Source organism: Humibacillus xanthopallidus (genome assembly GCF_006716675.1).
Classification (GTDB): Bacteria; Actinomycetota; Actinomycetes; order Actinomycetales; family Dermatophilaceae; genus Humibacillus; species Humibacillus xanthopallidus_B.
The window spans coordinates 1,790,061-1,814,107 of sequence record NZ_VFPM01000001.1 but is presented as its reverse complement, the minus strand read 5'-3'; the positions used below and the strand labels follow the sequence as shown (position 1 = coordinate 1,814,107).

General features: G+C 71.9%; 21 protein-coding genes, 1 tRNA gene and 2 pseudogenes. 12 read left to right on the top strand and 12 right to left on the bottom strand.

Translation table 11 applies throughout. The features are described from left to right. The first annotated feature begins 216 nt into the window (after positions 1 to 216). The 5 genes and pseudogenes from FBY41_RS07915 to FBY41_RS07895 all read left to right on the top strand — a co-directional run bounded on the left by FBY41_RS07915 (position 217) and on the right by FBY41_RS07895 (position 4,638). A pseudogene (locus FBY41_RS07915) lies at positions 217 to 1,886 on the top strand (DHA2 family efflux MFS transporter permease subunit). Positions 1,887 to 2,030: 144 nt separating this feature from the next. After that, positions 2,031 to 2,113: transfer RNA gene (locus FBY41_RS07910), tRNA-Leu, on the top strand. Positions 2,114 to 2,494: 381 nt separating this feature from the next. Then, a complete protein-coding gene (locus FBY41_RS07905) occupies positions 2,495 to 3,421 on the top strand; it encodes a serine/threonine-protein kinase (protein WP_141842931.1) in 927 nt (308 codons plus the stop codon). Positions 3,422 to 3,514: 93 nt separating this feature from the next. After that, a complete protein-coding gene (locus tag FBY41_RS07900) occupies positions 3,515 to 4,168 on the top strand; it encodes an LON peptidase substrate-binding domain-containing protein (RefSeq protein WP_141842929.1) in 654 nt (217 codons plus the stop codon). A gap of 50 nt (positions 4,169 to 4,218) precedes the next feature. Then, a complete protein-coding gene (locus FBY41_RS07895) occupies positions 4,219 to 4,638 on the top strand; it encodes a VOC family protein (RefSeq protein ID WP_141842927.1) in 420 nt (139 codons plus the stop codon). A gap of 5 nt (positions 4,639 to 4,643) precedes the next feature. Here the strand turns inward: FBY41_RS07895 and FBY41_RS07890 are convergent, their stop codons facing one another. From FBY41_RS07890 to FBY41_RS07880, 3 genes are all read right to left on the bottom strand, one after another. Further along, the gene (locus FBY41_RS07890) at positions 4,644 to 5,903 is read right to left on the bottom strand and encodes a hypothetical protein (protein WP_141842925.1); all 1,260 of its coding nucleotides are present in this window, start codon (positions 5,901 to 5,903) and stop codon (positions 4,644 to 4,646) included. A 58-nt stretch (positions 5,904 to 5,961) separates the two neighbouring features. Then, the gene (locus FBY41_RS07885; protein WP_141842923.1) at positions 5,962 to 6,669 is read right to left on the bottom strand and encodes a M50 family metallopeptidase; all 708 of its coding nucleotides are present in this window, start codon (positions 6,667 to 6,669) and stop codon (positions 5,962 to 5,964) included. A gap of 119 nt (positions 6,670 to 6,788) precedes the next feature. Next, on the bottom strand, positions 6,789 to 7,805 hold the full coding sequence (locus tag FBY41_RS07880; RefSeq protein ID WP_260439623.1) for a 2-dehydropantoate 2-reductase: 1,017 nt from the start codon (positions 7,803 to 7,805) through the stop codon (positions 6,789 to 6,791). Between FBY41_RS07880 and FBY41_RS07875 the strand changes: the two genes are divergently transcribed. Beyond that, positions 7,804 to 8,298: a metallophosphoesterase family protein gene (locus FBY41_RS07875; protein ID WP_141842921.1), complete on the top strand. Its 495-nt coding sequence runs from the start codon at positions 7,804 to 7,806 to the stop codon at positions 8,296 to 8,298. The genes FBY41_RS07880 and FBY41_RS07875 overlap by 2 nt on opposite strands. An 8-nt stretch (positions 8,299 to 8,306) precedes the next feature. On the opposite strand, the gene FBY41_RS07870 is transcribed toward FBY41_RS07875, so the two are convergent. The 7 genes from FBY41_RS07870 to FBY41_RS07840 all read right to left on the bottom strand — a co-directional run bounded on the left by FBY41_RS07870 (position 8,307) and on the right by FBY41_RS07840 (position 15,739). Continuing rightward, a complete protein-coding gene (locus FBY41_RS07870; protein ID WP_141843287.1) occupies positions 8,307 to 8,759 on the bottom strand; it encodes a GNAT family N-acetyltransferase in 453 nt (150 codons plus the stop codon). A gap of 113 nt (positions 8,760 to 8,872) precedes the next feature. Continuing rightward, the gene (locus FBY41_RS07865) at positions 8,873 to 9,370 is read right to left on the bottom strand and encodes a DUF427 domain-containing protein (RefSeq protein WP_260439622.1); all 498 of its coding nucleotides are present in this window, start codon (positions 9,368 to 9,370) and stop codon (positions 8,873 to 8,875) included. After that, entirely contained in the window at positions 9,367 to 10,587 is a 1,221-nt protein-coding gene (locus FBY41_RS07860; RefSeq protein WP_141842918.1) for a cysteine desulfurase-like protein, read from the bottom strand. The genes FBY41_RS07865 and FBY41_RS07860 overlap by 4 nt, the downstream gene beginning before the upstream one ends. Positions 10,588 to 10,683: 96 nt before the next feature. After that, positions 10,684 to 11,523, bottom strand: coding sequence for a transglutaminase family protein (locus FBY41_RS07855; RefSeq protein WP_141842916.1), 840 nt, complete (start codon positions 11,521 to 11,523; stop codon positions 10,684 to 10,686). Position 11,524: 1 nt separating this feature from the next. Next, the gene (locus FBY41_RS07850; RefSeq protein ID WP_141842913.1) at positions 11,525 to 12,448 is read right to left on the bottom strand and encodes an alpha-E domain-containing protein; all 924 of its coding nucleotides are present in this window, start codon (positions 12,446 to 12,448) and stop codon (positions 11,525 to 11,527) included. Then, positions 12,442 to 14,049 carry a circularly permuted type 2 ATP-grasp protein gene (locus FBY41_RS07845; RefSeq protein ID WP_141843283.1) on the bottom strand — a complete coding sequence of 536 codons (1,608 nt, stop codon included), beginning with the start codon at positions 14,047 to 14,049 and terminating at the stop codon, positions 12,442 to 12,444. The genes FBY41_RS07850 and FBY41_RS07845 overlap by 7 nt, the downstream gene beginning before the upstream one ends. 274 nt (positions 14,050 to 14,323) lie before the next feature. After that, positions 14,324 to 15,739 carry an FAD-binding oxidoreductase gene (locus tag FBY41_RS07840; RefSeq protein ID WP_141842910.1) on the bottom strand — a complete coding sequence of 472 codons (1,416 nt, stop codon included), beginning with the start codon at positions 15,737 to 15,739 and terminating at the stop codon, positions 14,324 to 14,326. Between the two features lie 277 nt (positions 15,740 to 16,016). Between FBY41_RS07840 and FBY41_RS07835 the strand changes: the two genes are divergently transcribed. Further along, a complete protein-coding gene (locus FBY41_RS07835; protein WP_141842908.1) occupies positions 16,017 to 16,541 on the top strand; it encodes a mycothiol transferase in 525 nt (174 codons plus the stop codon). A 126-nt stretch (positions 16,542 to 16,667) separates the two neighbouring features. Here the strand turns inward: FBY41_RS07835 and FBY41_RS07830 are convergent, their stop codons facing one another. Then, positions 16,668 to 17,030 carry an ArsR/SmtB family transcription factor gene (locus FBY41_RS07830; protein WP_141842906.1) on the bottom strand — a complete coding sequence of 121 codons (363 nt, stop codon included), beginning with the start codon at positions 17,028 to 17,030 and terminating at the stop codon, positions 16,668 to 16,670. A 146-nt stretch (positions 17,031 to 17,176) separates the two neighbouring features. On the opposite strand from FBY41_RS07830, the gene arsB reads away from it, so the two are divergent. From arsB to FBY41_RS23580, 3 genes and pseudogenes are all read left to right on the top strand, one after another. Continuing rightward, entirely contained in the window at positions 17,177 to 18,292 is a 1,116-nt protein-coding gene (arsB, locus tag FBY41_RS07825) for an ACR3 family arsenite efflux transporter (protein WP_141843281.1), read from the top strand. Beyond that, positions 18,292 to 20,055: pseudogene (arsA, locus tag FBY41_RS07820) on the top strand (arsenical pump-driving ATPase); the annotation flags it as partial. The gene arsB and the pseudogene arsA, both read left to right, overlap by 1 nt. Before the next feature lie 69 nt (positions 20,056 to 20,124). Beyond that, on the top strand, positions 20,125 to 20,541 hold the full coding sequence (locus FBY41_RS23580; RefSeq protein WP_221629237.1) for an arsenate reductase ArsC: 417 nt from the start codon (positions 20,125 to 20,127) through the stop codon (positions 20,539 to 20,541). Between the two features lie 98 nt (positions 20,542 to 20,639). Here FBY41_RS23580 and FBY41_RS07815 read toward each other — a convergent pair whose 3' ends face one another. After that, the gene (locus FBY41_RS07815) at positions 20,640 to 22,307 is read right to left on the bottom strand and encodes an alpha-glucosidase (protein WP_375869863.1); all 1,668 of its coding nucleotides are present in this window, start codon (positions 22,305 to 22,307) and stop codon (positions 20,640 to 20,642) included. Positions 22,308 to 22,642: 335 nt separating this feature from the next. Between FBY41_RS07815 and FBY41_RS07810 the strand changes: the two genes are divergently transcribed. Both FBY41_RS07810 and FBY41_RS07805 read left to right on the top strand, forming a co-directional pair. Then, positions 22,643 to 23,410, top strand: a complete 768-nt coding sequence (locus FBY41_RS07810; RefSeq protein WP_260439621.1) for a CPBP family intramembrane glutamic endopeptidase — start codon at positions 22,643 to 22,645, stop codon at positions 23,408 to 23,410. A 33-nt stretch (positions 23,411 to 23,443) separates the two neighbouring features. Next, positions 23,444 to 23,953: a GNAT family N-acetyltransferase gene (locus tag FBY41_RS07805; protein ID WP_141842898.1), complete on the top strand. Its 510-nt coding sequence runs from the start codon at positions 23,444 to 23,446 to the stop codon at positions 23,951 to 23,953. The last annotated feature ends 94 nt before the right edge of the window (positions 23,954 to 24,047 follow it).

Sequence of the window (24,047 nt, the reverse complement as noted above, 5' to 3'; positions counted from 1 at the left end):
ATACGCGATGTGGCTCATGGCGGCGAGGTCGGTGGGGTGCCTCGTCATGCGGCGCGCGAGGGCCGTGCTGGCCTCGGAGCCGCGGTGGCGAGGTCTCGCAGCGCCACGGTCTCCGGGGCATGCGGTGGCCGCCCGGAGGCGCCACTGCTGACGGACCTTCCATCTGGCGATTGTATGGCCGTGACAGATACTACGGTCGTCTAACTATTAGGCAGGATGCGCCGATCCGGCCCTCGCAGAATCGAGGTCATCGTGTCCGACGGGAACTCACGCCGCCGCTGGTACGGGCTCGTCGCCATCAGCATCGCGGTCGCTCTCATCATCGTCGACTCGACGATCGTCAACGTGGCCGTGCCGAACATCGTCAACGATCTCGGCCTCACCTCGTCGCAGGTGTGCAGTGGGTGCAGGAGTCCTACACGCTCGTCTTCGCGGCCACCCTGCTCATCTGGGGTGCGCTCGCCGACCGCATCGGGCGCCGGCGGATGCTGCTCATCGGCGTCGTCGTCTTCGTCGTCGCGTCCGGGCTCGCCGCCGTCGCGAACTCGGGCGAGGCGCTCATCGGCGCCCGGATCATCCAGGGCTTCGGCGGGGCGATGATCCTGCCGACGACGCTCTCGCTCATCAACGTCGGCTTCACCGGACGCGACCGCGGCATCGCCTTCGCCGTGTGGGGCTCGACGATCGGTGGCATGGTCGCCCTCGGACCGCTGCTCGGAGGGTGGCTGACGACCTCCTTCTCGTGGCGGTGGGCCTTCGGCATCAACCTGCCGATCGGCCTCATCATCGTGGCCGGGGTCCTCCTCTTCGTCGACGAGTCGCGCGCCGACGAGGACCGGGGCATCGACGTCGTCGGCGCCCTGCTGTCGGCGGTGACCTTCGCGTCCCTCGCCTTCGGGCTCATCGAGGGGCGCACCTACGGCTGGTGGAGCAGCACGAAGCCGTTCGAGCTCGGCTCGTGGACGTGGCCCTTCGCCATCTCGCCGGTGCCGGTCGCCTTCGCCATCACGCTCATCGCGGGGAGCATCTTCGTCGTGCGCACCCTGCGACGCACCGCCGCGGGACTGCCGACCCTCTTCCGCTTCGACCTGTTCGGCATCAACTCCTTCCGCAACGGCAACATCGCCGCGCTCATCGTCAGCCTCGGCGAGTTCGGCATCGTCCTGTCGCTGCCGCTGTGGCTGCAGAACGTCCTCGGCTACACCGCCTTCCAGACCGGTCTCGTGCTGCTCGGCCTGGCCATCGGCTCGTTCACCGCCAGCGGGATCTCCGCCGCGCTGAGCCGTCACCTCCAGCCCGCCGCGATGGTCCGCGCGGGCATCGTGGCCGAGATCGTCGGCATCGCGGCCCTCGGCCTCGTCATCAGCCCGACGTCGTCGTGGCTCGCCGTCGTGCCGTGCCTCTTCGTCTACGGCTTCGGCGTCGGGCTCGCGACCGCCCAGCTCACGGGCGTCGTGCTCGTCGACGTGCCGGTCCAGCGCAGCGGCGAGGGCTCCGGCCTGCAGTCGACGGCGCGGCAGATCGGCTCGGCGCTCGGCATCGCCATCCTCGGCACCGTCCTTTTCACCACGGCGGCGGTGAGCCTGGAGAACGGCCTCGAGGACCTCGGGGTGCCGCCCGCTGCCCGCACCGGCATCGTCAACGCCGTCGTCGACAGCGCCGGCGGGGCCATCCCGGGGCTGTCGGGCGACCCGCGCACCGCAGCCGCGGCCCCCGTGGCGCAGCAGGCGTTCTCCGACGCGACGCGGAATGCCGCCTTCACCGCCGCCGGCTTCCTCGTCCTCGGGCTGCTCGCCACCCTCTCGCTCGGCGACCGCCCTCGTGGGCGGCACGCACCGGGGTATGCCGCCCAGGAAGGCCCCGCAGACACCCCCGCTCTCACCTAGGGCTGAGACCCAGACGGGGACATCACACGGCACGGCGCCTCTGGGGTGCGCCGTGCCGTGTGGTGTGGGAGCGGGACCGAGCCCACGGGGCGCCACCCGGTTTGGCGATCCGGCGCGGCATACAGCACACTGTGTCCTTGTCACGCGCGAGTGGCGGAACGGCAGACGCGCTGGCTTCAGGTGCCAGTGTCCGAAAGGGCGTGGGGGTTCAAATCCCCCCTCGCGCACGCGATGACGAGGGGCCCCAGTTCACGGAACCGGGGCCCTTTGCGCTGTCGTGGGGGCCCTTCGTCATCGCGTATGGACAGGTGGATTTGGGAGGAGCCGGAGCGAAGCGGAGGCGACGGTTCCCCCCTCGCGACAGTTCTCCTCCGCGCCTGAACCCGCACTGTCCGGCTGGGAGCGTTACTCAATCCATCGGCAAGGCAGATGTTCGCGGGCCCGCGTCGGCGGGTATGGGAGGCCCGTGCCTCGGGGGCACGGGCGGGAGTGTGCCGCCCACGCGATGCGGCCACCACCGCACGCGGTCCCGTACCATTCCTGCTGACGAAGGCCTCCGAGATGTCGAACGACGTGCACCTTCTGTCCGAAAGGCCCGAGGTGCTGACATGAACCGTTTGCAGGAAGGATTCGTGCTCGGCCACCGCTATCGCCTCGAGAAGCGGATCGCCTCCGGCGGCATGGCTGACGTCTGGGCCGGCACCGACGACGTGCTCCAGCGCAGTGTCGCGGTCAAGGTCATGCGTCCCGACGCGGACCACGAGCGGCTCTTCGCCCTTCGCTTCCGCGACGAGGCGGTGCACTCGGCAGGGCTCATGCACACCAACATCGCGACGGTCTTCGACTACGGCGAGGACGACGGGCTCGCGTTCCTCGTCCAGGAGCTCGTCGACGGTGAGCCGCTGTCCAAGATCCTCGCCGAGCGCGCCCCGCTCGACTCGGGTGAGGTGCGCTCGATCCTCGGGCAGGCCGCCCTCGCGCTCGGGGTGGCCCACGAGGCCCGGGTCGTGCACCGCGACGTCAAGCCCGCCAACATCCTCGTGCGACCCGACGGCGTCGTGAAGCTCACCGACTTCGGCATCGCGCGTGCCCTCGACGCCAGCGGTCACACCCAGCACGGCGAGATGCTCGGCACGCCCAACTACATCAGCCCCGAGCAGGCCCTCGGTCACGCCGCGACCGGCGCCAGCGACCTCTATGCCCTCGGCGTCGTCGGCCACGAGATGCTCTCGGGCAAGCGTCCCTTCGACCGGGGCACCCCGATCGCCACAGCTCTCTCGCACGTCAACGAGCCGCCGCCGCCACTCCCTGACGAGATCCCGCAGGACCTGCGTGAGCTCATCGCCGACTGCCTAGAGAAGGACCCGGAGAAGCGCCCGGCCAACGCCAACGACATCGCGGTCCGCCTCGGCCTCGGCGACCAGGAGGCGATGGGGCTCGCGCTCGGCTTCGCGCAGGCGCTGACGAGCTCGGCCGGCGACCTCGAGGACCAGCTCGCCGCCACCCAGTTCATGGCGAGCCCCGTCCAGGACTGAGCACGCGAGATGGAGCGCACGCGCCGGTGCCCAGCGCCGGCCTGCGGCCCGTCCAGGGCTGGCGCGCCCGCCGTCGCGACCTAGGCTGGACTCATGGCAACCCTGCCGCTCTTTCCTCTCGGCACCGTCCTCATGCCGGGCGCCCAGCTGCCGCTGCAGATCTTCGAGCCGCGCTACGTCGCCCTGCTCCGTGACCTGCTCGCGGGGCAGGACGAGCGCTCGCCGCTCTTCGGGGTCGTCGCGATCCGCGAGGGCTACGAGGTCGGCGACGACGGCGTCCGGGCGCTGCACCCCGTCGGGTGTGCGGCCCTGCTGACCCAGGCCGCGGCCCTCGAGGGCGAGCGCTTCCTCGTCGTCTCCGTCGGCACCGACCGCTTCCGCCTCGACGGCATCGACCCCGCGGCGACCACGCCCTACGTGACGGGCGACGTCACCTGGCTCGACGAGCCCGAGGGTGACGACCTGCGCGTCACCGCCCTCGCCGAGCGCGTGCGGGAGCAGCTGCTCGCCTTCGCCGCCCTCCTCGGGCAGGACGAGCCGGAGCTCCCCGAGGACAACCGGCTGCTGTCGTACGCCGTCCCGCAGGTCGTGTCGCTCGACCTGCCCGACCGGCAGTCCCTCCTCGAGAGCACCGACACGGAGTCCCGCCTGCGACTCGGCCTCGCCCTCGTGCGGCGCGAGTGCGAGTTCGCGACGGCGCTGGGGGCCGTGTCACCACCGCCCCACCCACCGATGAACCTCAACTGAGCCCAGGCATCTCGCCCGCCCGGGAGAACCGGCGTCGTAGGGTCGGGGGCGTGTTCACGACTCCTCAGGTCAACCTCTACTCGCGCGACGTGGAGCGCACCGCCGCCTTCTACGCCCACCTCGGCTTCGTCGAGTCCTTCCGCACCCCGATGCTCGGTGCGGCCGAACACATCGAGCTCAAGCTCGAAGGACTGACGCTCGGGGTCGGCTCGGCCGAGGCGGGGCGCCGCGACCACGATCTCGACATCCGGCTCGACGAGCGGGGACGCGGCGCCGAGATCGTGCTCTGGACCCACGACGTCGAGGCGGCCTTCGCGCTTGCGACGCGCATCGGGGCCCGTGTCCTGCAGGAGCCGCACGACGTGCGCGGCCTGCGCATCGCCTACGTCCTCGACCCCGACGACAACCCGGTCGAGTTCGTCCAGCACCGCGACGTCAGCGACCCCCCGACCACGCAACCCATCGCGTAGCCGCGTCAGGCGGCGACCTCGGCGGGCCGGATGCTCCGCCAGGTGAGCACCCCGGCCACGACCGTCACGACGACGAGGGTGATGGCCAGCCACACCGGCAGGTCGACCGCGAGCAGCACGATGACCGCGACGAGAGCCACGGCCCCCGCGACGAGCGGGGTGTGGTGCCATGCGACCGCCGCACCCCAGGCCCGGCTCGCCGTACCGCCGACGGATCGCCTCAGGCCCGTCGCCCGCGGGCCGCTGCCGGTCACTGCCGTCACGATGACTGCGGCGAGGGCGAGCCAGCCGATGATGCGCAGGATGTCGCGCAGCCGGTCCGTCACCGCCGTGACGACGGAGCCCGCGGCCCCACGGTTGGCCGGATTGAGACCCGAGATGGCGTAGTCGCTGCCTACCCGCACCGCGACGAGGGTGAGGAGTGCTGCCACGAGGACGCCGCCGAGGGTGAGCATCGTCGCGCGCCAGCGGCGACTCGCGAGCAGGACTCCACCGATGAGCAGGCCGAGGTTCACGACGAGCAGCACCCAGGGCAACCCCTTGATGAGCTGGTAGGTGGTCTTGGCCTGGCTGAGGCGCTGGCCGTCGCCGACAACGATCGTGCCGCCGACCTCCGGGAGCTTGGACGCGCCCGGCACGCCGGCGTCCTCGAGGGCGACCTTGACCTTTGCGGAGAGAGCCGACAGGTCCACGACGAGCTCGCCGCTGTTCTGCTGGGTGAGCACCGCGGTCTCGCCCTCGAGCAGGCGGATGAGCTGGGTGTGCGCCACCTGGTTCGCGCCCGTCCAGACGTTGGCGAAGGCCTCACTCGTCACGACCTGGTCGACGATCCGCCGCACCAGAGCCTCGGTGCGGTCCTGGATCGGAGACTGGAGCAGGCTGAGGGCCTGCGCGAGCTGGGGCGGCGTCCCCTTCTCCACGAGCGCATCGGTGAGCGAGCCCATGATGTCGAGCTTCGACAGCTCCGTCATGATGCGATCCGTCAGCTGCACCTCGACGGCGGCCTGCACCTCCGGGTCGCTCGCCAGTGGACCGACGACGGAGAGGTAGGAGTCGGTGTTGGTGACGGTGTCGCGCACCCAGAAGGAGGTGGCGGTCACCGGCACGAGCACGCAGCCGATCACGATCATGAGCGCCGAGAGGATGGAGAGCCATCGTCTGCGGGGCGAGACCGGCTCTGCCGTGGGATGCACGGGCGTGCCCGGAGGTGACGCAGTGGTGGTCGGCGTCGTGGGGACCGGGACGGTGTCGCCGTTGGAGCTCATACTCCCAGCGTGGCTCCCCGCGGCGCCGGGGGCCTCATCCGTGGGGAGTGATTCCCGCTCAGCGCAGAGCGTGCAGCACCTCGACGGCGACGACCCAGGTCGCGGCGGCACAGACGAGGACGAAGCTCGCGTTCCACACCGCCCGCGGGAGGTGGCTGAGGGCCGCGAGCACCCCCGGGTCGCTGCCGGAGCTGTGGTCGCCGAGCACGGCCGACAGGTGGCGCCAGGCGCCCACGAGGAGCACGCACCCGAGGCCGAGCAACACCTGCGGCTGCAGGGTGTCGCTGCGCCACCACCAGAGTGCCCCGAGCCAGGAGAGGGCCGCGAGGACGACGAGCACCGTGAGGGCCGACCGCACCCGGATGAGCGCGAAGAGGAGGATGACGATCATGGCGGTGATGACGGGCGCCGACCAGCCCCGCAGCGCCGCCCAGACGACGCCCGCCCCGAGCAGGGCCGGCATCGGGTAGCCCGACCACGTCGAGACGATGCGCCCGGGCCCGCGGGAGGGACCGCGCGTCACCGCGTGCCCCGACATGTCGCCACGCAGCACGAAGCCGGTGAACTGTCGGCCGGCGACGATCCCGACGCCTGCGTGCCCGAGCTCGTGCACGAGGGTCACCCCGAGGCGCACGACCTGCCACACCGGCGGCGTGATGACGACGATGAGGGCGAGAAGCAGCACGATCGTCAGCTGGGGTGCGTTCAGCGCGACCTCACCCGACGCCGGGCGGGCACGGGCCGCGATTGCGTCGAACCACTCCACGGACAGCAGAACCTAGCCGACGGTCCTGTCACGTCGGACCGGGCCTCCGGCACGAACCGTCAGCCGATGAGCGCGCCGGGGTGCCGCGAGGTCAGCACCTCGAGGAGGAGACGGTGCAGCTACACGTCGACGCCCGACGCCTCCCCCAGTCGCACGACCGCCCCGGTCCACGCGTCGAGCTCGGAGGGCCTGCCCTCGAGCAGGTCGCGCTGCAGCGAGGTCGTCGCGTCGGCGGGCTGGTCGTCGACGAAGGCCATCGTGCCGGCGACGACCTTCTCGGGCAGGTGGATGCCGCGGGCCCGGGCCAGCGTCTCCACCTCGCGCATCGCGTCCTGCAGCAGGGCTCGACGAGCCGGGTTCGAGCGGAGCTCGCCGATCGTCGCGTCGAGGGCCGCCCCGAGCCCACCGAAGGGCACGACGAAGAGCATCTTCGACCACAGCTCCGCCCAGATGTCGTCCGGCACGGGCGAGACGGCGCCGGATGCCGTCACGGCCTCGCGCAGCCGGGTGACGCGTGCCGAGGGGGCCCCGGGCAGGGTCGACCACTCGTCGAAGGCGAGCGACGCCGGCCCTCCCGCGTGGGTGATGCGCCCCGGTGCGTCGATGTAGGCGAAGATCTTGGCGATGCCGGGCAGCACCGCCTCGCGCCCGACGACCGCGGCGACCTGGTCGGGGGCCTCGACGCCGTTCTGGGTGGTGACAACCGCCGTGTCCGACCCCATGAGGGTGGGCAGCACCTCGAGCACGGGCGCGAGCTGCCACGTCTTCACGGCGAGCAGCACGGTGTCGACCTCGCCAATCGAGGCCGGGTCGTCGGTGACGCGCGCCGGCTCGACCGTGAAGTCGCCTGCCACGCTCGTGACGACGAGCCCGTGGTCACGGATCGCCTCGAGGTGCGGCCCGCGCGCGAGGAACGTGACCTCGTGGCCGGCTGCCGCGAGCCGCCCGCCGAAGTAGCCGCCGATCCCACCCGTGCCGAGCACCGCGATGCGCATGAGCGTGCCTCCTCGTCGCCGGGCCCGCCGTCGGACCCACCGGACCATCATCGCGCCGCGCTCACCGCTGGCGGTAGCGTCGGTGAGCGACGTCTCGTCGGGACGCATCGGAGACAGGACATCAGCCCATGGCGCGGTCATGAGAGTTCTCGTCCTGTCGGACACCCACGCCCCGCGGCGGTGGAGGGCGTGCCCGCCGGCCCTGCTGCCCGAGCTCGACGCCGCCGACGTCATCCTCCACGCGGGCGACGTGTGCACCCCCGACGTGCTCGACCTGCTCGCCGGCTTCGCGCCGCTGCACGTCGTCATGGGCAACAACGACGTCGCCGAGGTCGCCGAGTGGGGGGCTCCCGAGACCCTCGAGCTCGAGCTCGCAGGCCTGCGCATCGGCATGATCCACGACAGCGGGCAGCGGCAGGGCCGCACCGCCCGACTGCGCCGGCGCTTCCCGACCGCCGACCTCGTCGTCTTCGGGCACTCGCACATCCCCCTCGACGAGACGGGCGACGGCGTGCGCATCCTCAACCCCGGCTCGCCCACCGACCGCCGTCGTCAGCCGGCAGGCACCTTCGCCGTCCTCGACGTGCGGGACGGCACGCTCGTCGAGGCCCGCATCGAGCAGCTTCCACGCTGACGGCGAGGTCAGAGCTCGCGCACGTAGCAGAGCATCCGGTAGTCGGTGCCGGGCTCGATGTTGGCGAAGCCATGCCGCTCGTAGAAGCGGCGGGTGTCCACATCGATCTCGTCGACGTTGATGTGCATCTCGCCGGCCCCGCGCTCGCTAACCCTGCGCAGCGCGTCGACGAGGATCAGCGTGCCGATCCCCCGGTCCCGCAGCGTCGGTCGCACGTACAGCTCCTCGAGCTGAGCGAGCGGCCCGTCGTGGTAGGGCGTCGGTCGAAGGGTGAGCAGCGCCAGGCCGACGGGGATCGGGTGCGCGTCGGGTCCGTCGGGTCCGACGGGTCCGTCGTGGAGGTCGGCCTCGGCGAGCAGGACGAGCACGTCGTCCCGCATCAGCAGCGACCGGAACCGCGTCGTGAACTCCGCGGCCGTAGGGCCCGACGTCTCGAACTCGTCGTTGAAGTCGCGCAGCATCCCGCCGACCGTGGAGGAGTCCGCGACCGTGGCGAGCCGCACCGACGCCCGAAGCGGGCCGTCGACCAGCGGCGGCTCCGGCGGCTCCGGCGGCTCCGGCGGCACCACCGGTGTCACCAGCCCCAGGAGCCGGGGCCGCCCTTGAACGGGCCGACGACGCGGTCGGTGATCCAGCCGCCGTAGAAGCCGCCCTCCTGCGGCCGGACCCGCTCGCCGTCGACGAAGCACGCGTCGACGAGCCCGGGCATGACGGCGACGTGACCGGCCAGGACGGCATACGCCGCAACCGGTGTCGGGTAGTGCCACGCGGCCCGAGGAGCCCGCCGCCCACCACCGACGACGTCGAAGTACGCCGCGCGTCCCTTCCACTCGCACACGGTGCTGCCCTCGACGGGAACGAGCGCGCCGGGCACGAAGGCGCCCTGTGGAAGGTAGTAGGTCGGCGGGTGGCTCGTCTCGAGGACGCGCAGCGACGACCGGGTGCGGGCGACGACCTCACCCCCGAGGTGCACCTCGACGAGCTCGTCGCTCGGCTCCACGGCGGGCGGGCGCGGGTAGTCCCAGACCGACTCCTGCCCGGGCCCTGCCGGCAGGCGCACCGGCCGGCTCACGAGCTGCTCCCGCAGATCTCCTCGAGCCCGCGGGCGAGCCGGTCGATGTCGGAGACGTTCGTGTAGGGCGCGAGGCCCATCCGCAGCCCACCCGTGGCGCCGAGCCCGAGGTGGTGGCTGCACTCCCACGCGTAGAAGTGCCCGGCGGGCGCGTTGACGCCGCGCTCGGCGAGCCCCGCGCGCAGGTCCTGCGGGTCGTGGCCCTCGACGGTGATCAGCAGCGTCGGCGTGCGCCGCTTCGCGAGGCTGTATGCCGTGAGGCCGGGAATCGCACGCAGGCGCTCCTCCAGCTCGGCGAGGAGGGTGTCCTCGTGCTCCTCGAGCGCGGCGAACGATGCGGCGAGGCGGTCGCGACGCGAGCCCGACTGCGGCGCAGCCAGATCCGCGAGGAAGTCGACGGCGGCGGTGGTGCCGGCGAGCAGCTCGTAGGGCAGCGTGCCGAGCTCGTAGCGCTCGGGCACGGCGTCGCTCGACGGCAGCAGCTTGTCGGGGTGGAGCGACTCGAGCAGCTCGGGGCTCGCGGCGAGCACGCCGTGGTGGGGTCCGAGGAACTTGTAGGGCGAGCAGACCCAGAAGTCGGCGCCGCTCGCCGGCACGTCGGTCAGCACGTGGGCCGTGGCGTGCACGCCGTCGACCCAGAGCAGGGCGCCGTGGTCATGGGCGACGGCGGCGATGGCAGGCAGGTCGGGCCGGGTGCCGATGAGGTTGGATGCGGCGGTCACCGCGACGAGACGGGTGCGGTCCGACACGACCGACTCCACGGCGTCGGGAGCGAGCTCGCCTGTCGCAGGGTCGAACTCGGCCCAGCGCACCGTCGCCCCGACGGCCTCGGCGGCGATGACCCACGGGCGCACGTTGGCGTCGTGGTCGAGCCGGCTGACGACGACCTCGTCGCCGGGCCCCCACCCCTTGGCGAGGGTGCGTGCGAGGTGGAAGGTCAGCTCGGTGGCCGACCGGCCGAAGACGACGCCCCGTGGGTCGACGGCGAGCAGGTCACCGAAAGCGGCGCGGGCCTCGGCGACGACGGCGTCCGCACGACGCTCCGCCGGCGTCACCGTGCCCCGGTTGGCGATGGCCGAGGTCAGCGTGTCGGCGACGGCGCGCGCGACGACGTCGGGGGTCTGCGAGCCGCCCGGCCCGTCGAAGTGGGCAGCGCCCTCGCGCAGCGCGGGGAAGTGCGAGCGGATCCGCTCGACGTCGTAGCTCTCAGCGGTCATGACCCGATCCTCTCCCGGATCGGGTCATGAATCGAACGCAGCGAGGTGACCCCGGCCCCCGCCCCTGTGCCGGGGTCACCTCGGACCGTGGGCGGCTCAGGCGAGCCGCGTGAAACGCACCTCGACGTCGAGGGTCGCGACGCCCTGGCCGGAGTAGACGCCCTTGAGCGGAGGCACGTCCTCGTAGTCGCGTCCGCGCGCCACGACGACGTGCTCGAGCCCGACGGGCCGGGCGTTCGTCGGGTCGGCGGCGAGCCAGGTGCCGTCCCAGAACTCCACCCAGGCGTGGCTCTCGCCCACGCTCGTCTCGCCGATCTCCGAGTCGCGCTTGGGGGCGAGGTAGCCCGAGACGTAGCGGGCCGGGATGCCGAGGCTGCGAAGCGCCCCGACGGCGATGTGCGCGAAGTCCTGGCACACCCCGCGCCGCTCGGCCCAGGCCTGCTCGCCGCTGCTGTGGACGGCGGTCGAGCCGGGCTCGTAGGTCATCTCGTCGTGGAGCAGCTCGCACAGCCGGTATGCCGCCTCGCGGGGTGTCGCGAGCCCGCGCACCGAGTCGGCGAGGGAGTCCACCCCCTCGCCGGGCCGCGTGCGCCGCGAGAGCATGAGCCACTCGAACGTGCGGTCGCGCACGGCGGGGTCCTGCACGGTGCTCCACCCGGCGGAGTCGGCCGGCGGGTCGACGGGCGTGCGCTCCACGGTGCTCGTCGCCTCGATGTCGAGGTGGCTGTGCTGCGAGAGCGACTCGAGCGCCATGACCTGCGTGCCCCAGTGGTCGCGGTAGAGCAGGCTCCACGTGAGCGGCTTGACACGCACCCGGTTGTCGAGCGTCGTCTGGCCGGGCTCGTTGACCGGGCTCATGCGCAGCTCGTTGTGCGAGGCGCGGACGGGCTGGTCGTAGGCCATCGACGTCGAGTGGACGATGCGGAAGCGTCGCATGTCAGATGAGCTCCTCGGTCCACGTGGGCAGCGGGCCGGACTGGAAGTAGCGCTCGGCGATGGCGGCGGAGGCGGCGGTGACCGCGGTCTGCACGGCCTGCATCTTCACCGGCAGGCCGGCGACGACGTCGGAGGTGATGCCGTACTCGAGCGCGGTGCGGATGCTGCCGAGCCGGCGTCGTGCCTCGTCCGAGACGCCGAGCCGCTCGACCTCCGGCGACAGTGAGCGCAGGCGTGACTCGGCCTCGGTCAGGGCGAAGAGCACCGAGCGGGGGAACTGCCGGTCGAGGGCGAGGAAGGCGGCGGCCCGGTCGTCGGTGAGCATGCCGCGGTGGCTGCGCATGAAGGCCTGCTGCGCGCCGCAGCTCGACAGCACCGCCGACCACGGGGGGCCTCCGCTCGACAGCCCGCCCGTCGCGACGAGGCGGGCCGTCATGTCGGCCCGCTCGAGGGCCCGGCCGAGCACGAGGAACTGCCACGCGTCGTCGTGGCTCATCGTCGAGTCGGAGATGCCGGCGATGAGCGAGGCCCGCTCGCGCACCCACGACAGGTGCCGCTCGGTCACGCTGTGCCGGCCGAGGCCGTTCCACCGGTGCCACGTCGTGTTGATGCTCTCCCACAGCTCCGTCGAGAGCGTCTCCCGCGCCCGGCGGGCGTTCTCGCGGGCCGCGTGCAGCGCTCCGGTGATCGAGCTCGTCGACGACCGGTCGAAGACGAGCCGGGAGCCGACGTCGGCGACGCTCGTCGGCCCGCTGACCGGCATACCCATGATGACGCCGAGCACCGTTGCGGCTGAGGCGGACTCGTCGGCCGTGGGATCCTCGAGGAGCTGGAGGCGCAGCGCGTCGACGATGCGGGCGGTGCCGTCGGCGCGCTCGACGTAGCGGCCGATCCAGAAGAGCGACTCGGCGATGCGGCTCAGCACGAGGCCTCACCCCCGCCGACCGGTGCCTGCGTCTGCGCGCGGCTCGAGGTCTGCGTCGGGCTCGAGGCCTGAGTCTGGCGTTGGGTCTGCTGCTGCTGTTGCTGCTGGGCGCGCAGCGAGTCCTCGTAGGACGCCGTCGGCGGCGTCATGACGATGACCTCCCGGCCGTCCTGGACGCGCTTGCTCGGAGCGCCGACGGGGGTGCCGCGCCCCGCGAGGACCCAGGTGTCCTTGGAGCCGCCACCCTGGCTGGAGTTGACGACGAGCTCACCCTCGGGGAGGGCGACGCGCGTGAGCCCCCCTGGCAGCACACGGATCTCGTCACCGTCGTTGACGGCGAAGGGCCGCAGGTCGACGTGCCGGGGAGCGAGCCGGCCGTCGATGAAGGTGGGCACCGTCGAGAGCTGCACGACCGGCTGGGCGATCCAGTTGCGCGGGTTGGCGCGCAGGGCGCTGCGCAGCTTGTCGAGCGTCGGCCCGTCCGCGCGGGGGCCGATGACGATGCCCTTGCCCCCCGAGCCGTCGACCGGCTTGACGACCATCGAGTCGAGGTTGTCGAGCACGCGCGCGAGGGCTCCGGGCTCGTTGCAGCGGTAGGTGTCGACGTTGGGCAGGATCGGGTCCTCGTCGAGGTAGAAGCGGATGAGGTCGGGCAGGTAGCTGTAGACGAGCTTGTCGTCGGCGACGCCGTTGCCGACGGCGTTGGCGAGCGAGACCCGGCCGGCCCGCATCGCCGAGACGAGCCCGGCGACACCGAGCACCGAGTCGCCGCGGAAGTGCACGGGGTCGAGGAACTCGTCGTCGACACGGCGGTAGATGACGTCGACCGGCCGGTCGCCCTGCGTCGTGCGCATGCGCACCTGGCCACCGGCGCAGACGAGGTCGCGACCCTCGACGAGCTCGACGCCCATCATCCGGGCGAGCAGGGCGTGCTCGAAGTAGGCGCTGTTGAAGACCCCGGGCGTGAGGACGACGACCGTCGGGTCGTGCGCGCCGTCGGGCGCCGACGCGCGCAGGGCCGACAGCAGCATCCGCGGGTAGTCGTGCACCGGCCGGATCCGCATCGTCGCGAAGGCCTCGGGGAAGACGTTGGCCATGGCGCGCCGGTTGGCGATGACGTAGCTGACCCCCGAGGGCACGCGCACGTTGTCCTCGAGCACGCGGAAGGTGCCGTTCTCGTCACGGATGAGGTCGACACCGGCGACCTGGATGCGCACGCCGTTGGCGGGGCGGATGCCCATGACCGCCCGGTGGTAGTGGCTCGAGCTCGCGATGAGCTGCCACGGCAGGATGCCCTGGTGCACGGCGCGGGGGATGTCGCCGTCGCGGGAGTAGATGTCGTCGAGCAGGGCCTCGAGGGCGGTGACGCGCTGGATGACGCCCGACTCGATGACGTCCCACTCGTGGGCCGAGATGACGCGCGGCACCGCGTCGAGCGGGAAGGGCCGCTCCTCGCCGGCGTGGTCGAAGGTGACGCCCTGGTCGAGGTAGTTGCGGGCGAGGGTCTCGACGCGCTCGGTGAGCGAGGTCGAGGTCATCGAGCGCAGGGTGTGGTGCACGGCCTTGTAGGTCGTGCGGGGGCTCCCCGCGTCGGCGAGCATCTCGTCCCACGCGCGGTGGGGGTCGTAGCCGTCGAAGAGGGTGCCGGCCGGTGGGTCGGTGCCGGGGGTCGCGTCGACGGTGAGGTCCTCACTCACGGGCGCCAGCGTAGGGAGGTCGTGTCACCGGGAGTTCACCGTCACGTGAACGACGTGTTTCGCTCCGAGGCGCCCCCCTCGGCCATCGAAAGAGCAGTTCGTCGCCCTTTCCGTGACCGTGCGGGCCCGGTCAGCGGCGACGAACTGCTCTTTCGATGGCGTTGGTGACGCGCGTGCGTCAGGCCGTGACGGCGCCGTTCTCGAAGAGGCGCGGCACGCGGTGGTTGGCGACGAAACGGTCCTGCGGGTCGTAGGCCGAGCGGATCCCCTTGAGCTGCAGCCACGCCGACTCGTCGTAGCCGGTGCGCGGGTCGACGCTGTTCTCGGCGAAGTTGAGGTAGCTGCGCCCGGTCGACCACGGCTCGAGCGCCGCTGTCACCTGGTGGGCGTCGAGCTGCCCCTGCATGGCCATCTCGGGCGTCGCCGCCACGGCCACCGCGAAGACGCCGTATGCCGCATCGATGCTCCCGAGGGCACCGTGACCCTCGGGCGCCCGGCCGAGGGCGCCGCCGAGCTGGCGCAGCTCGGTCGAGAGCAACGACGTCGTCGAGCCGGGGCCGACCTCCTCGAGCAGGGTGTCGATCGTCGAGTCGGTGAGCTCCCCGAGGAGGGTCGCGTCCGAGACGGCCGGCGTCGGGCCCTCCGGGTCCATGTGCAGCCGCGGCAGCGAGCGTGCCGGCACCCGGTCGAAGGTGTCGATCTCGGGGCCGAGACCGCGCAGCAGCCCGAGGACCGAGCGCGCCTCGGCGTCGCAGTCGAGCACTGCGCCGTCGATGACGACGACCGACCGGCCCCGCAGGGGCTCCGGGATGTCGGGCAGCGGCGGCAGGTTGAGGAAGCGGAGGGCGGTCGTGACCGACTCCGGGGCCTCGGGCGCCCAGTCGGCCCAGCGACGCAGCACGCGCTCGGCGTGGTCGCGGTCCCAGACGAGCATGCCGGCATACGCCGACTCGATGGGGTGCAGGCGGAACTCGAGCGCCGTGACGACGCCGAAGCTGCCGCCACCGCCCCGAAGGGCCCAGAAGAGCTCGCGGTTCTCGCTCGCGTCGGCACGCAGGTGCTCGCCGTCGGCCGTGACGAGCTCGACAGCGGTGACGCTGTTGCTGGCGAGGCCGAGCTTCCTTGCATACCAGCCGATTCCGCCACCGAGGGTGTAGCCGGCGATGCCGACGTCGGGCGAGCTGCCGTGCAGTGCGGCGAGGCCGTGGTCGGCCGCGGGCTCGGTGGCGTCGAGCCAGACGGCCCCGCCCTCCGCGCGGGCGATACGACGCACCGGGTCGATGGTCACGCGGCGGAGGCGCTCGGTGCGCAGGAGGACGACGTCGTCGAGGCCCTGGGCCACGAGCGGCCCGGCGTTGTGGCCGGTCGTCTGGGGCGCGACGCGCAGGCCGGCGTCGGCGGCAGCGCGCACGACCTGCTGCACCTGGGCGACGCTGCTCGGCACCGCGACCGCGGCGGGTCGCTGGTCGACGGCGACGTTCCACGGCAGGCGGGCACTCTCGTAGGCCGCGTCGCCGGGGAGGTGGACCGCACCGTCGCAGAGTCCGGCGAGGCTCGTGGCCCGGCGGACGGTGGGGGTGAGGTGGATGGACATCGGTGGCTCTCCTTCGGTCTCTGGCCGCCCGTGGTGACGGACGCGAGGGCTCAGAGCAGGTCGCGCCGCCGCAGATACACCCACCCCAAAAAGTCGTCCGGTCCGTCCGCATTCGCCCCTCCTCCAGTCGAGTGCCCAGTTCCCGACGCCCTCCTTCTCGTCGAGTGCCCAGTTCCCGACGTCCCCGGTTCCAGTCGAGTGCCCAGTTCCCGACGCATTCCGAGGCCGTATGCGTGTGGCGCAGTCCCCGGGGCGCGATGCTGGGTAGGTGGACGACGTGACGACAGACCTGGCCCGAGACCTGCTGACAGACGGCTTCGAGCGCATCCGAGATGGCGTGCCGCAGGTCGTCAAGGGACTCTCGGTGGACGAGCTGCTCTGGCGACCCGACGCCGACGCCAACCATGTCGCCTGGCTGCTCTGGCACCTCGCCCGGCAGCAGGACGACCAGGTCGCGGCGCTCGCCGACGACGACTCGGCCTGGCGTGTCGACGGCTGGTACGAGCGCTTCGGGCTGCCCTACCCGCCGAGCGCCCACGGGTGGAGCATGAGCTCCGCCGACGTCGGGCGGTTCAGCGTCGCCGACCCCGACCTCTTCGCGGGGTATCACGCGGCGGTGCACGAACGGACGGTGAGCTATCTCGAGAGCCTCGACGCGGCGGCATACGGGCGGGTGATCGACACGCGCTGGGACCCGCCGGTCACGGTGGCCATGCGCCTCATCTCGGTGCTCGACGACGCGGCGAAGCACCTCGGTCAGGCGGAGTACGTCAAGGGCCTCGTCACCCGCCGCCGCCCATAACCCCAATCGAAAGAGCACTCCGTCAGCAACCCCATCGAAAGAGCAGTTCGTCGCCCTTCCACGCGACCGTGCGGGCGCGCTCGGCGGCGACGAACTGCTCTTTCGATGGGAGGGGCGCGTGGGGTGCTAGGCGAGGAAGCCGCGGACCTCCGCGACCCGCTCGGCATCGAGACGGAACCACGCCCAGTTGCCGCGCCGGTGGCGCGTGAGGATGCCGGCGTCGACGAGCACCTTGAGGTGATGGCTCACCGTCGGCTGGGCGACGTCGACGAGCTCCGTCATGTCGCAGACGCAGGCCTCTTGGCCCGGGGACCCGGTGATGATGCTGAGGAGCTGGAGGCGCACGGGGTCGGCCAGCGCCTTGAGCAGGGCGGCACGTCGCGTGGCCTCGTCGACGGCGAGCGGCTCAGTGCCTGCAGCCGTGCACTCGGTGACGGCGGAGACGTCGTCGATGCGCTGGGGAGTCGTGCTCAGCGTCGTGACGCTCATGCCGTCCGCCTCTCGGTCGTCGCCGTGGGTGCAGCGCGCTGCGGACCTACATTGACACAGGTTGATGTGGCTGCCAACCTGTCCACAGCCCCGCACATCGACTGATGTCGATGTGGAACCTGACGTGAGGAACACCCTCGGTGACCATCCCGAGCACGAGCACCCCCGACGCCTCCACTCACGGTCACCCCGCCGTCGCGGGTCGCCTGTCGACCCTCGATCGCTTCCTGCCGGTGTGGATCGGCGTCGCGATGCTGGTCGGCCTGCTGCTCGGACGGGTCATCCCCGGTCTCGGCGACGCGCTGGCGCGGGTCGAGGTCGACGGGGTCTCGCTCCCCATCGCGCTCGGCCTGCTCGTCATGATGTATCCGGTGCTCGCCAAGGTGCGCTACGACAAGCTCGACTCGGTCACCTCCGACAAGCGCATGCTCGTCAGCTCTCTCGTCCTCAACTGGGTCGTGGGTCCGGCGCTGATGTTCGCGCTCGCGTGGATCTTCCTGCCCGACCTGCCGGCCTATCGCACCGGTCTCATCATCGTCGGGCTCGCCCGGTGCATCGCCATGGTCATCATCTGGAACGACCTCGCCTGCGGTGACCGCGAGGCCGCCGCGGTGCTCGTGGCGCTCAACTCGATCTTCCAGGTCATCGCCTTCGCAGGGCTCGGCTGGTTCTACCTCTCGGTCCTGCCCGGCTGGCTCGGGCTCGAGCAGACCGGCATCGACGCCTCGCCGTGGGACATCGCGCGCTCCGTGCTCGTCTTCCTCGGCATCCCGCTGCTCGCCGGCTTCCTCTCGCGCCGCATCGGCGAGAAGCGCCGGGGTCGGGAGTGGTACGAGTCGACCTTCATCCCCCGCGTCGCGCCGTGGGCCCTCTACGGGCTGCTCTTCACGATCGTCATCCTCTTCGCGCTCCAGGGTGACGCGATCACCTCCAACCCGCTCGACGTCGTGCGCATCGCCGTGCCGCTGCTGCTCTACTTCGCGCTCATGTGGGGCGGCGGCTTCGCCCTCGGCGCCGGGCTCGGCCTCGGCTACGAACGCACCGCCACCCTCGCCTTCACCGCCGCAGGCAACAACTTCGAGCTCGCCATCGCCGTCGCGATCGCGACCTTCGGCGCCGCCTCCGGGCAGGCCCTTGCGGGGGTGGTCGGCCCGCTCATCGAGGTGCCGGCCCTCGTCGCGCTCGTCTACGTCAGCCTCGCGCTGCGGGGACGCTTCACCACCACGCCGCCGATGCCGTCCGTGGCCCCCGAAGGCCGCTGATGATACCACCGACGCCACCACCGACGCCGACGTTCCTCGACGGGCTACCCCGGTTCATCTTCTTCACGGGCAAGGGCGGCGTCGGCAAGACCTCGCTCGCGTGCGCCGCCGCCGTGCGGCTCGCCGGGCAGGGCAAGCGGGTGCTGCTCACGAGCACCGACCCCGCCTCGAACGTCGGCCAGGTCTTCGACGTCGCCGTCGGCAACACCGTCACTCCTGTGCCGAGCGTCCCGGGCCTCGACGCGCTGGAGATCGACCCGCAGCAGGCCGTCACCGCCTACCGCGCCTCGATCATCGACCCCGTGCGCGAGCTCCTGCCCCCGGATGAGGTCGCGGCAATGACCGAGCAGCTCTCCGGCGCCTGCACGACCGAGATCGCCTCGTTCAACGAGTTCACGACGCTGCTGGCCGACGAGGCTGCCACGGCGGCATACGACCACGTCCTCTTCGACACCGCCCCGACCGGGCACACCGTGCGCTTGCTCCAGCTGCCCGGTGAGTGGACGACCTACCTCTCCGACGGCAAGGGCGACGTGTCGTGCCTCGGGCCCGTCGCCGGCCTCGACCGGCTGCGTCACGACTACGCCGGAGCCCTCGCCGCGCTCACCGACCCGGCGCGCACGCGCCTCGTCCTCGTGACCCGACCGCAGCGCTCCTCCATCGGCGAGGCCGCGCGCACGTTCGACGAGCTGCGTGCCCTGGGGATGACCAACGCCCACCTCGTCGTCAACGGCGTCATGCCGCAGTATGCCGCCGCCGACCCCCTCGTGGACGTGGTCCGGGCGCGTGAGCAGGACGCGCTCGACGCCCTTCCGCCGGCGCTGGCTTGCCTGCCGCGGACGACCGTGCCCCTGCTGCCCGTCAACACCGTGGGCGTGCCTGCCCTGCGTGCGCTCCTCGATCCTGCTGGGGCGCTCCCGACGGAAGAGGACTGCGGAACAGCAACGCTGCCAACGGGATTCACGGACCTGCGGCCACTCGTCGACGAGATCGAGGCAGACGGCCGCGGCCTGGTCATGTGCATGGGCAAGGGCGGTGTCGGCAAGACCACGGTCGCCGCCGCCGTCGCGCTCGAGCTCGCGACCCGGGGCCACGAGGTGCTGCTGACGACGACCGACCCGGCAGCGCACCTGAGCGAGACCCTGCAGGCCGAGGTCGAGCACCTCACCGTCGAGCGGATCGACCCGGGGCAGGCCATCACGGAGTACCGCGCCCGTGTCATGGCAGGCAAGGGCAAGGCGCTCGATGACGCCGGCCGGGCGGTGCTGGCCGAGGACCTCAAGTCGCCGTGCACCGACGAGGTGGCCGTCTTCCAGCAGTTCTCGCACGTCGTCTTCCAGGCCCGCAAGCAGTTCGTCGTGCTCGACACCGCACCGACGGGCCACACCCTGCTGCTCCTCGACGCGGCCGGCTCCTACCACCGGGAGATCACGCGGCAGATGAGCGAGGGCGCACGCTTCGTCACCCCGCTCATGCGCCTGCAGGACCCGAGCCAGACCAAGGTCGTCATCGTCACCCTCCCCGAGACGACCCCCGTGCTCGAGGCCGAGCAGCTGCAGGACGACCTGGCCCGGGCCGGCATCTCGCCCTGGGCGTGGGTCGTCAACGGCAGCCTCACGGCGGCGGTGCCCACCTCGCCGTTCCTGCGCGCGCGGGCTCATGCCGAGGACGCCCCGCTGGCCCGGGTGGGGCAGCTGTGCAGCCGCGTCGCCGTCCTGCCGCTGCTGGCCCACGAGCCGGTCGGCCCCACCGCCCTGTCCGAACTCACGCAGCCCATCACCGTGCCTGTGCCGACCCAGCGGGGCAACCACCCCCCGGAGCAAGGAGCCCCCATGACTGACAAGCCCAGCGTCCTGTTCGTCTGCGTCCACAACGCCGGCCGCTCACAGATGGCAGCGGCCTACCTCGCTCACCTGGGCGGCGGGGCCGTCGAGGTGCGCTCGGCCGGCTCCGCTCCCGCTGACGAGGTCAACCCCTCGGCCGTGGCGGCGATGGCCGAGGAGGGCATCGACATCACGGCTGAGGTCCCCAAGATCCTCACGACCGATGCCGTGCAGGAGTCTGACGTCGTCATCACGATGGGCTGCGGCGACACGTGCCCGATCTTCCCCGGCAAGCGCTACGAGGACTGGGAGCTCGAGGACCCCGCCGGGCAGGGCCTCGAGTCGGTGCGGCCGATCCGAGACGAGATCAAGCAGCGCGTCCTCGGCCTCCTCGACTCCCTCGGCGTCGCCCCCGTCGCTCGCTGACGCAGGAAACTGGGCACTCGACTTGCGTCCCTGTCGAGTGCGCACTTTCCGACGGGGTTCAGGGTGTCGGGAACTGGGCACTCGACGTGGTGGGGTGCTCAGTTCTTCAGCGCGTAGATGCGCGACTCCCACGGGGCGAGGTCGAGCCCCGTGCTGCCGGGGTGGGTGGCGAGCAGCACCTCAGCCCCGTCGAGCGGCGGCAGCTCGTCGGACGGGGCCGCGACGGCATACGACGAGCAGTTGGCGAGCACGAGCAGGCGGTCACGTCCGAGCGTGCGGGTGATGACCCACAGCTGCTCGTGGTCGGGCAGCAGCAGCTCGAAGCGGCCGTCGACGACGACGGGGTGAGTGTGCCGCAGCTCGATGAGCGACTGGTAGTGGGCGAACACAGAGCGCGGATCAGCCTGTGCCGCAACGGCATTGATCGTCTTGTGGTTGGGGTTGACTGGTAGCCAAGGCTCCCCGGTCGTGAAGCCGCCGTATGCCGTGTCGTCCCACTGCATCGGAGTGCGGGCGTTGTCGCGGCTCTTGACAGCGAGCGACCGCAGGACGGTCTCGGGGTCGATGCCGAGCACGAGGGCGGCGGCGTGGTAGTTGACCGACTCGATGTCGCGGTAGTGGCCGATCTCGTCGAACCCGGCGTTCGTCATGCCGAGCTCTTCGCCCTGGTAGACGTAGGGCGTGCCGCGATGGAGGTGCAGCACGGTCGCGAGGGTCTTGGCGGAGTGGACGCGGTGCTCGTCGCTGTCGTCGCCGAAGCGCGACACGGCGCGCGGCTGGTCGTGGTTGTTCCAGTAGAGCGAGTTCCACCCGACGTCGGCGAGGCCGACCTGCCACGACTCGAGGTTGCGCTTGAGCACCGGCAGGGGCAGGTCGGCGAGGTCCCACTTGAGCCCGCCCGGGGCGACGTCGAGGTCGACGTGCTCGAAGGTGAAGACCATGTTGAGCTCGTCGCGTGCGGGGTCGGTGACGCGCCGGGCCACCTCGATCGTCGAGCCCGGCATCTCGCCCACCGTGAGCAGGTGCTGGTCGCTCAACCCCACCTCGCGGTTCATCTCGGCGAGGAACTCGTCGAGACGGGGGCCGTTGGCCGAGCCGGGGAAGGCCGAGCCGTGCGGCTGGCCGGGGCCCTGGGGGCCGTCGGGCAGCGTGACGTCCTTCGAGATGAAGTTGATGACGTCCATCCGGAAGCCGTCGACGCCGCGGTCGACCCACCAGCGCATCATCGCGTAGACCGCCTGGCGCACCTCCGGGTTCTCCCAGTTGAGGTCGGGCTGCTTCGGCGAGAAGAGGTGGAGGTAGTACTCCCCGCTCGTCTCGTCGAAGTGCCAGGCCGGGCCCGAGAAGGCCGCGCCCCAGTTGTTGGGCTCCGCGCCGGGGGTGCCGGGCTCGTGGCCGGGGCGGGCCGGCCGCCACCAGTACCAGTCGCGCTTCGGCGAGCTCGGGTCGCGCGACTCGACGAACCACGGGTGCTCGTCGGACGTGTGGTTGACGACGAGGTCCATCACGAGCCGCAGGCCCCGCTCGTGGCAGCCCGCGATGAGCGCATCGAGGTCCTCGAGCGTGCCGAAGAGCGGGTCGACGTCCTGGTAGTCGCTGATGTCATAGCCGTTGTCGTCCATCGGCGAGCGGTAGACCGGGGAGAGCCAGAGCACGTCGACACCGAGGTCGATGAGGTAGTCGAGGCGCGACGTGATGCCCGGGATGTCACCGATGCCGTCGCCGTTGCTGTCGCAGAACGACCGGGGGTAGATCTGGTAGACCACGGCGCTGCGCCACCAGTCGGCCGGCCGGTTGGCGGCCGGGTCGGGGGCCTGGTCGGGGGCCTGGTCGGGGGCCTGGTCGGGGGCCTGGTCGACGTGGTCGGACGCGAGCGAGCGGGACGGCGAGGAGGTCACGGGCCGATCCTTCCAGCCGAGGCGTCCCGCGCGCGAGGGCTGACCAGCACCCGCGAGGTGGCGTCCGGGCGCGTCCGCGCCACAGGTCGTCCACAGGTTCGCATGGGAGAATCGAGGGGATGACGACGCCCGTGCTGACCCTGACCGCGACTCCCGATGCACATCTGCACACTCCTGGGACTTCTGCGTCTGACGCGTCCCCAGTGACTGCTGAGGCGATCCGTCACTCGGCCGTCACGCGCCGTCGTCTCGCGCTCATCGCACGGGGCCGGCGGGCTCGCCTCGCCTCGACCGTCGTCGTCGTCTTCGCGCTCGTCGGCGTCAACCTCGCGAACCACCTCCTCGGGTGGGACACGATGTGGCTCGGCCCGGCCGGCGCCGTGGCGCTGCTGCTCTTCGCCCGCCTCCAGGGCCTGTCGTGGCACCAGCTCGGACTCGCCCGGCGCACCCACGCGAAGGGCATCCGGTGGGGGCTCGCCGTCGTCGCCGTCGTCGCCCTCGTCTACCTCGTCGGGGTGCTGCTGCCCTCGACGCGCACCGCCTTCCTCGACGCGCGCTACCACCTCCCGCCCGCCGGGGCGCTGCTGACGGCCTTCGTCCTCATCCCGGTCGGCACCGTGCTGCTCGAGGAGGTCGCCTTCCGGTCAGTCCTCTGGGGCTTCCTGTCGCGGCACGCCCGCATGTGGCAGGTGCTCGTAGGCTCGTCCCTGCTCTTCGGGCTCTGGCACGTGCTCCCCGCGGCCGCCTCCGCGACCGGCAACGCCGCCATCGGTGGAGCCTTCGCCGCGCTCGGCGGCTTCGCGAAGGTCGGCGTGATCGTCGGCACGGTGCTCTTCACCGCGGCGGGCGGTCTCGTCGCCGGTGAGCTCCGTCGTCGCACCGGAAGCCTCTTCGCGAGCGTCGGCATGCACTGGGCGACGAACGCCCTCGGCGTGCTCTTCGGGCTCGTCGCCTGGCAGCTCGCCGGCTGACGAGCGCCGCGGCCAGCCTGCGAGACTGGCGCCGTGGATGACGTCACGATCCGTGCCGCCCGGGCCGCGGACTACGAGCAGCTCGGTGCGCTGACGGCCTCGGCCTACCTCGACGACGGCCTGCTCGACCACGGCCGCGACGACCCCTACCTCCGCGTGCTGCGCGACGTCGCCCACCGCGCCGCCCACGGCGAGGTCCTCGTCGCCGTCGATGGCCGCGGGCGGGTCCTCGGCGGCGTGACCTTCGTGCCCGGCCCGGGGCCTTTCGCGGACCTCGCGCGCGAGGGCGAGGCCGAGTTCCGCACCCTGGCCGTCGCGCCGGCGGGCCGCGGCCGCGGCGTCGGCACCAGGCTCGTGCAGGAGTGCATCGACCGCGCCCGCGCGCTCGGGCGCCGCCGGCTCGTCCTCTCGACGCAGCCGAGGGTGTATGCCGCCCAGCGGGTCTACGAGCGCGCCGGCTTCACGCGTGCGCCGGGTCGCGACTGGTCGCCCGTCCCCGGGCTCGGCCTGCTCGCCTACGAGCTCGACCTCTCGGGCAGCTGACCCGTCTCGAGGACTCGGGCGGTCGATCCATTCGGAGGATGAACCCACGTCCGGTGCGCGTGCTTCAGAGACCCCACACGCCCGCGTGCCCGGT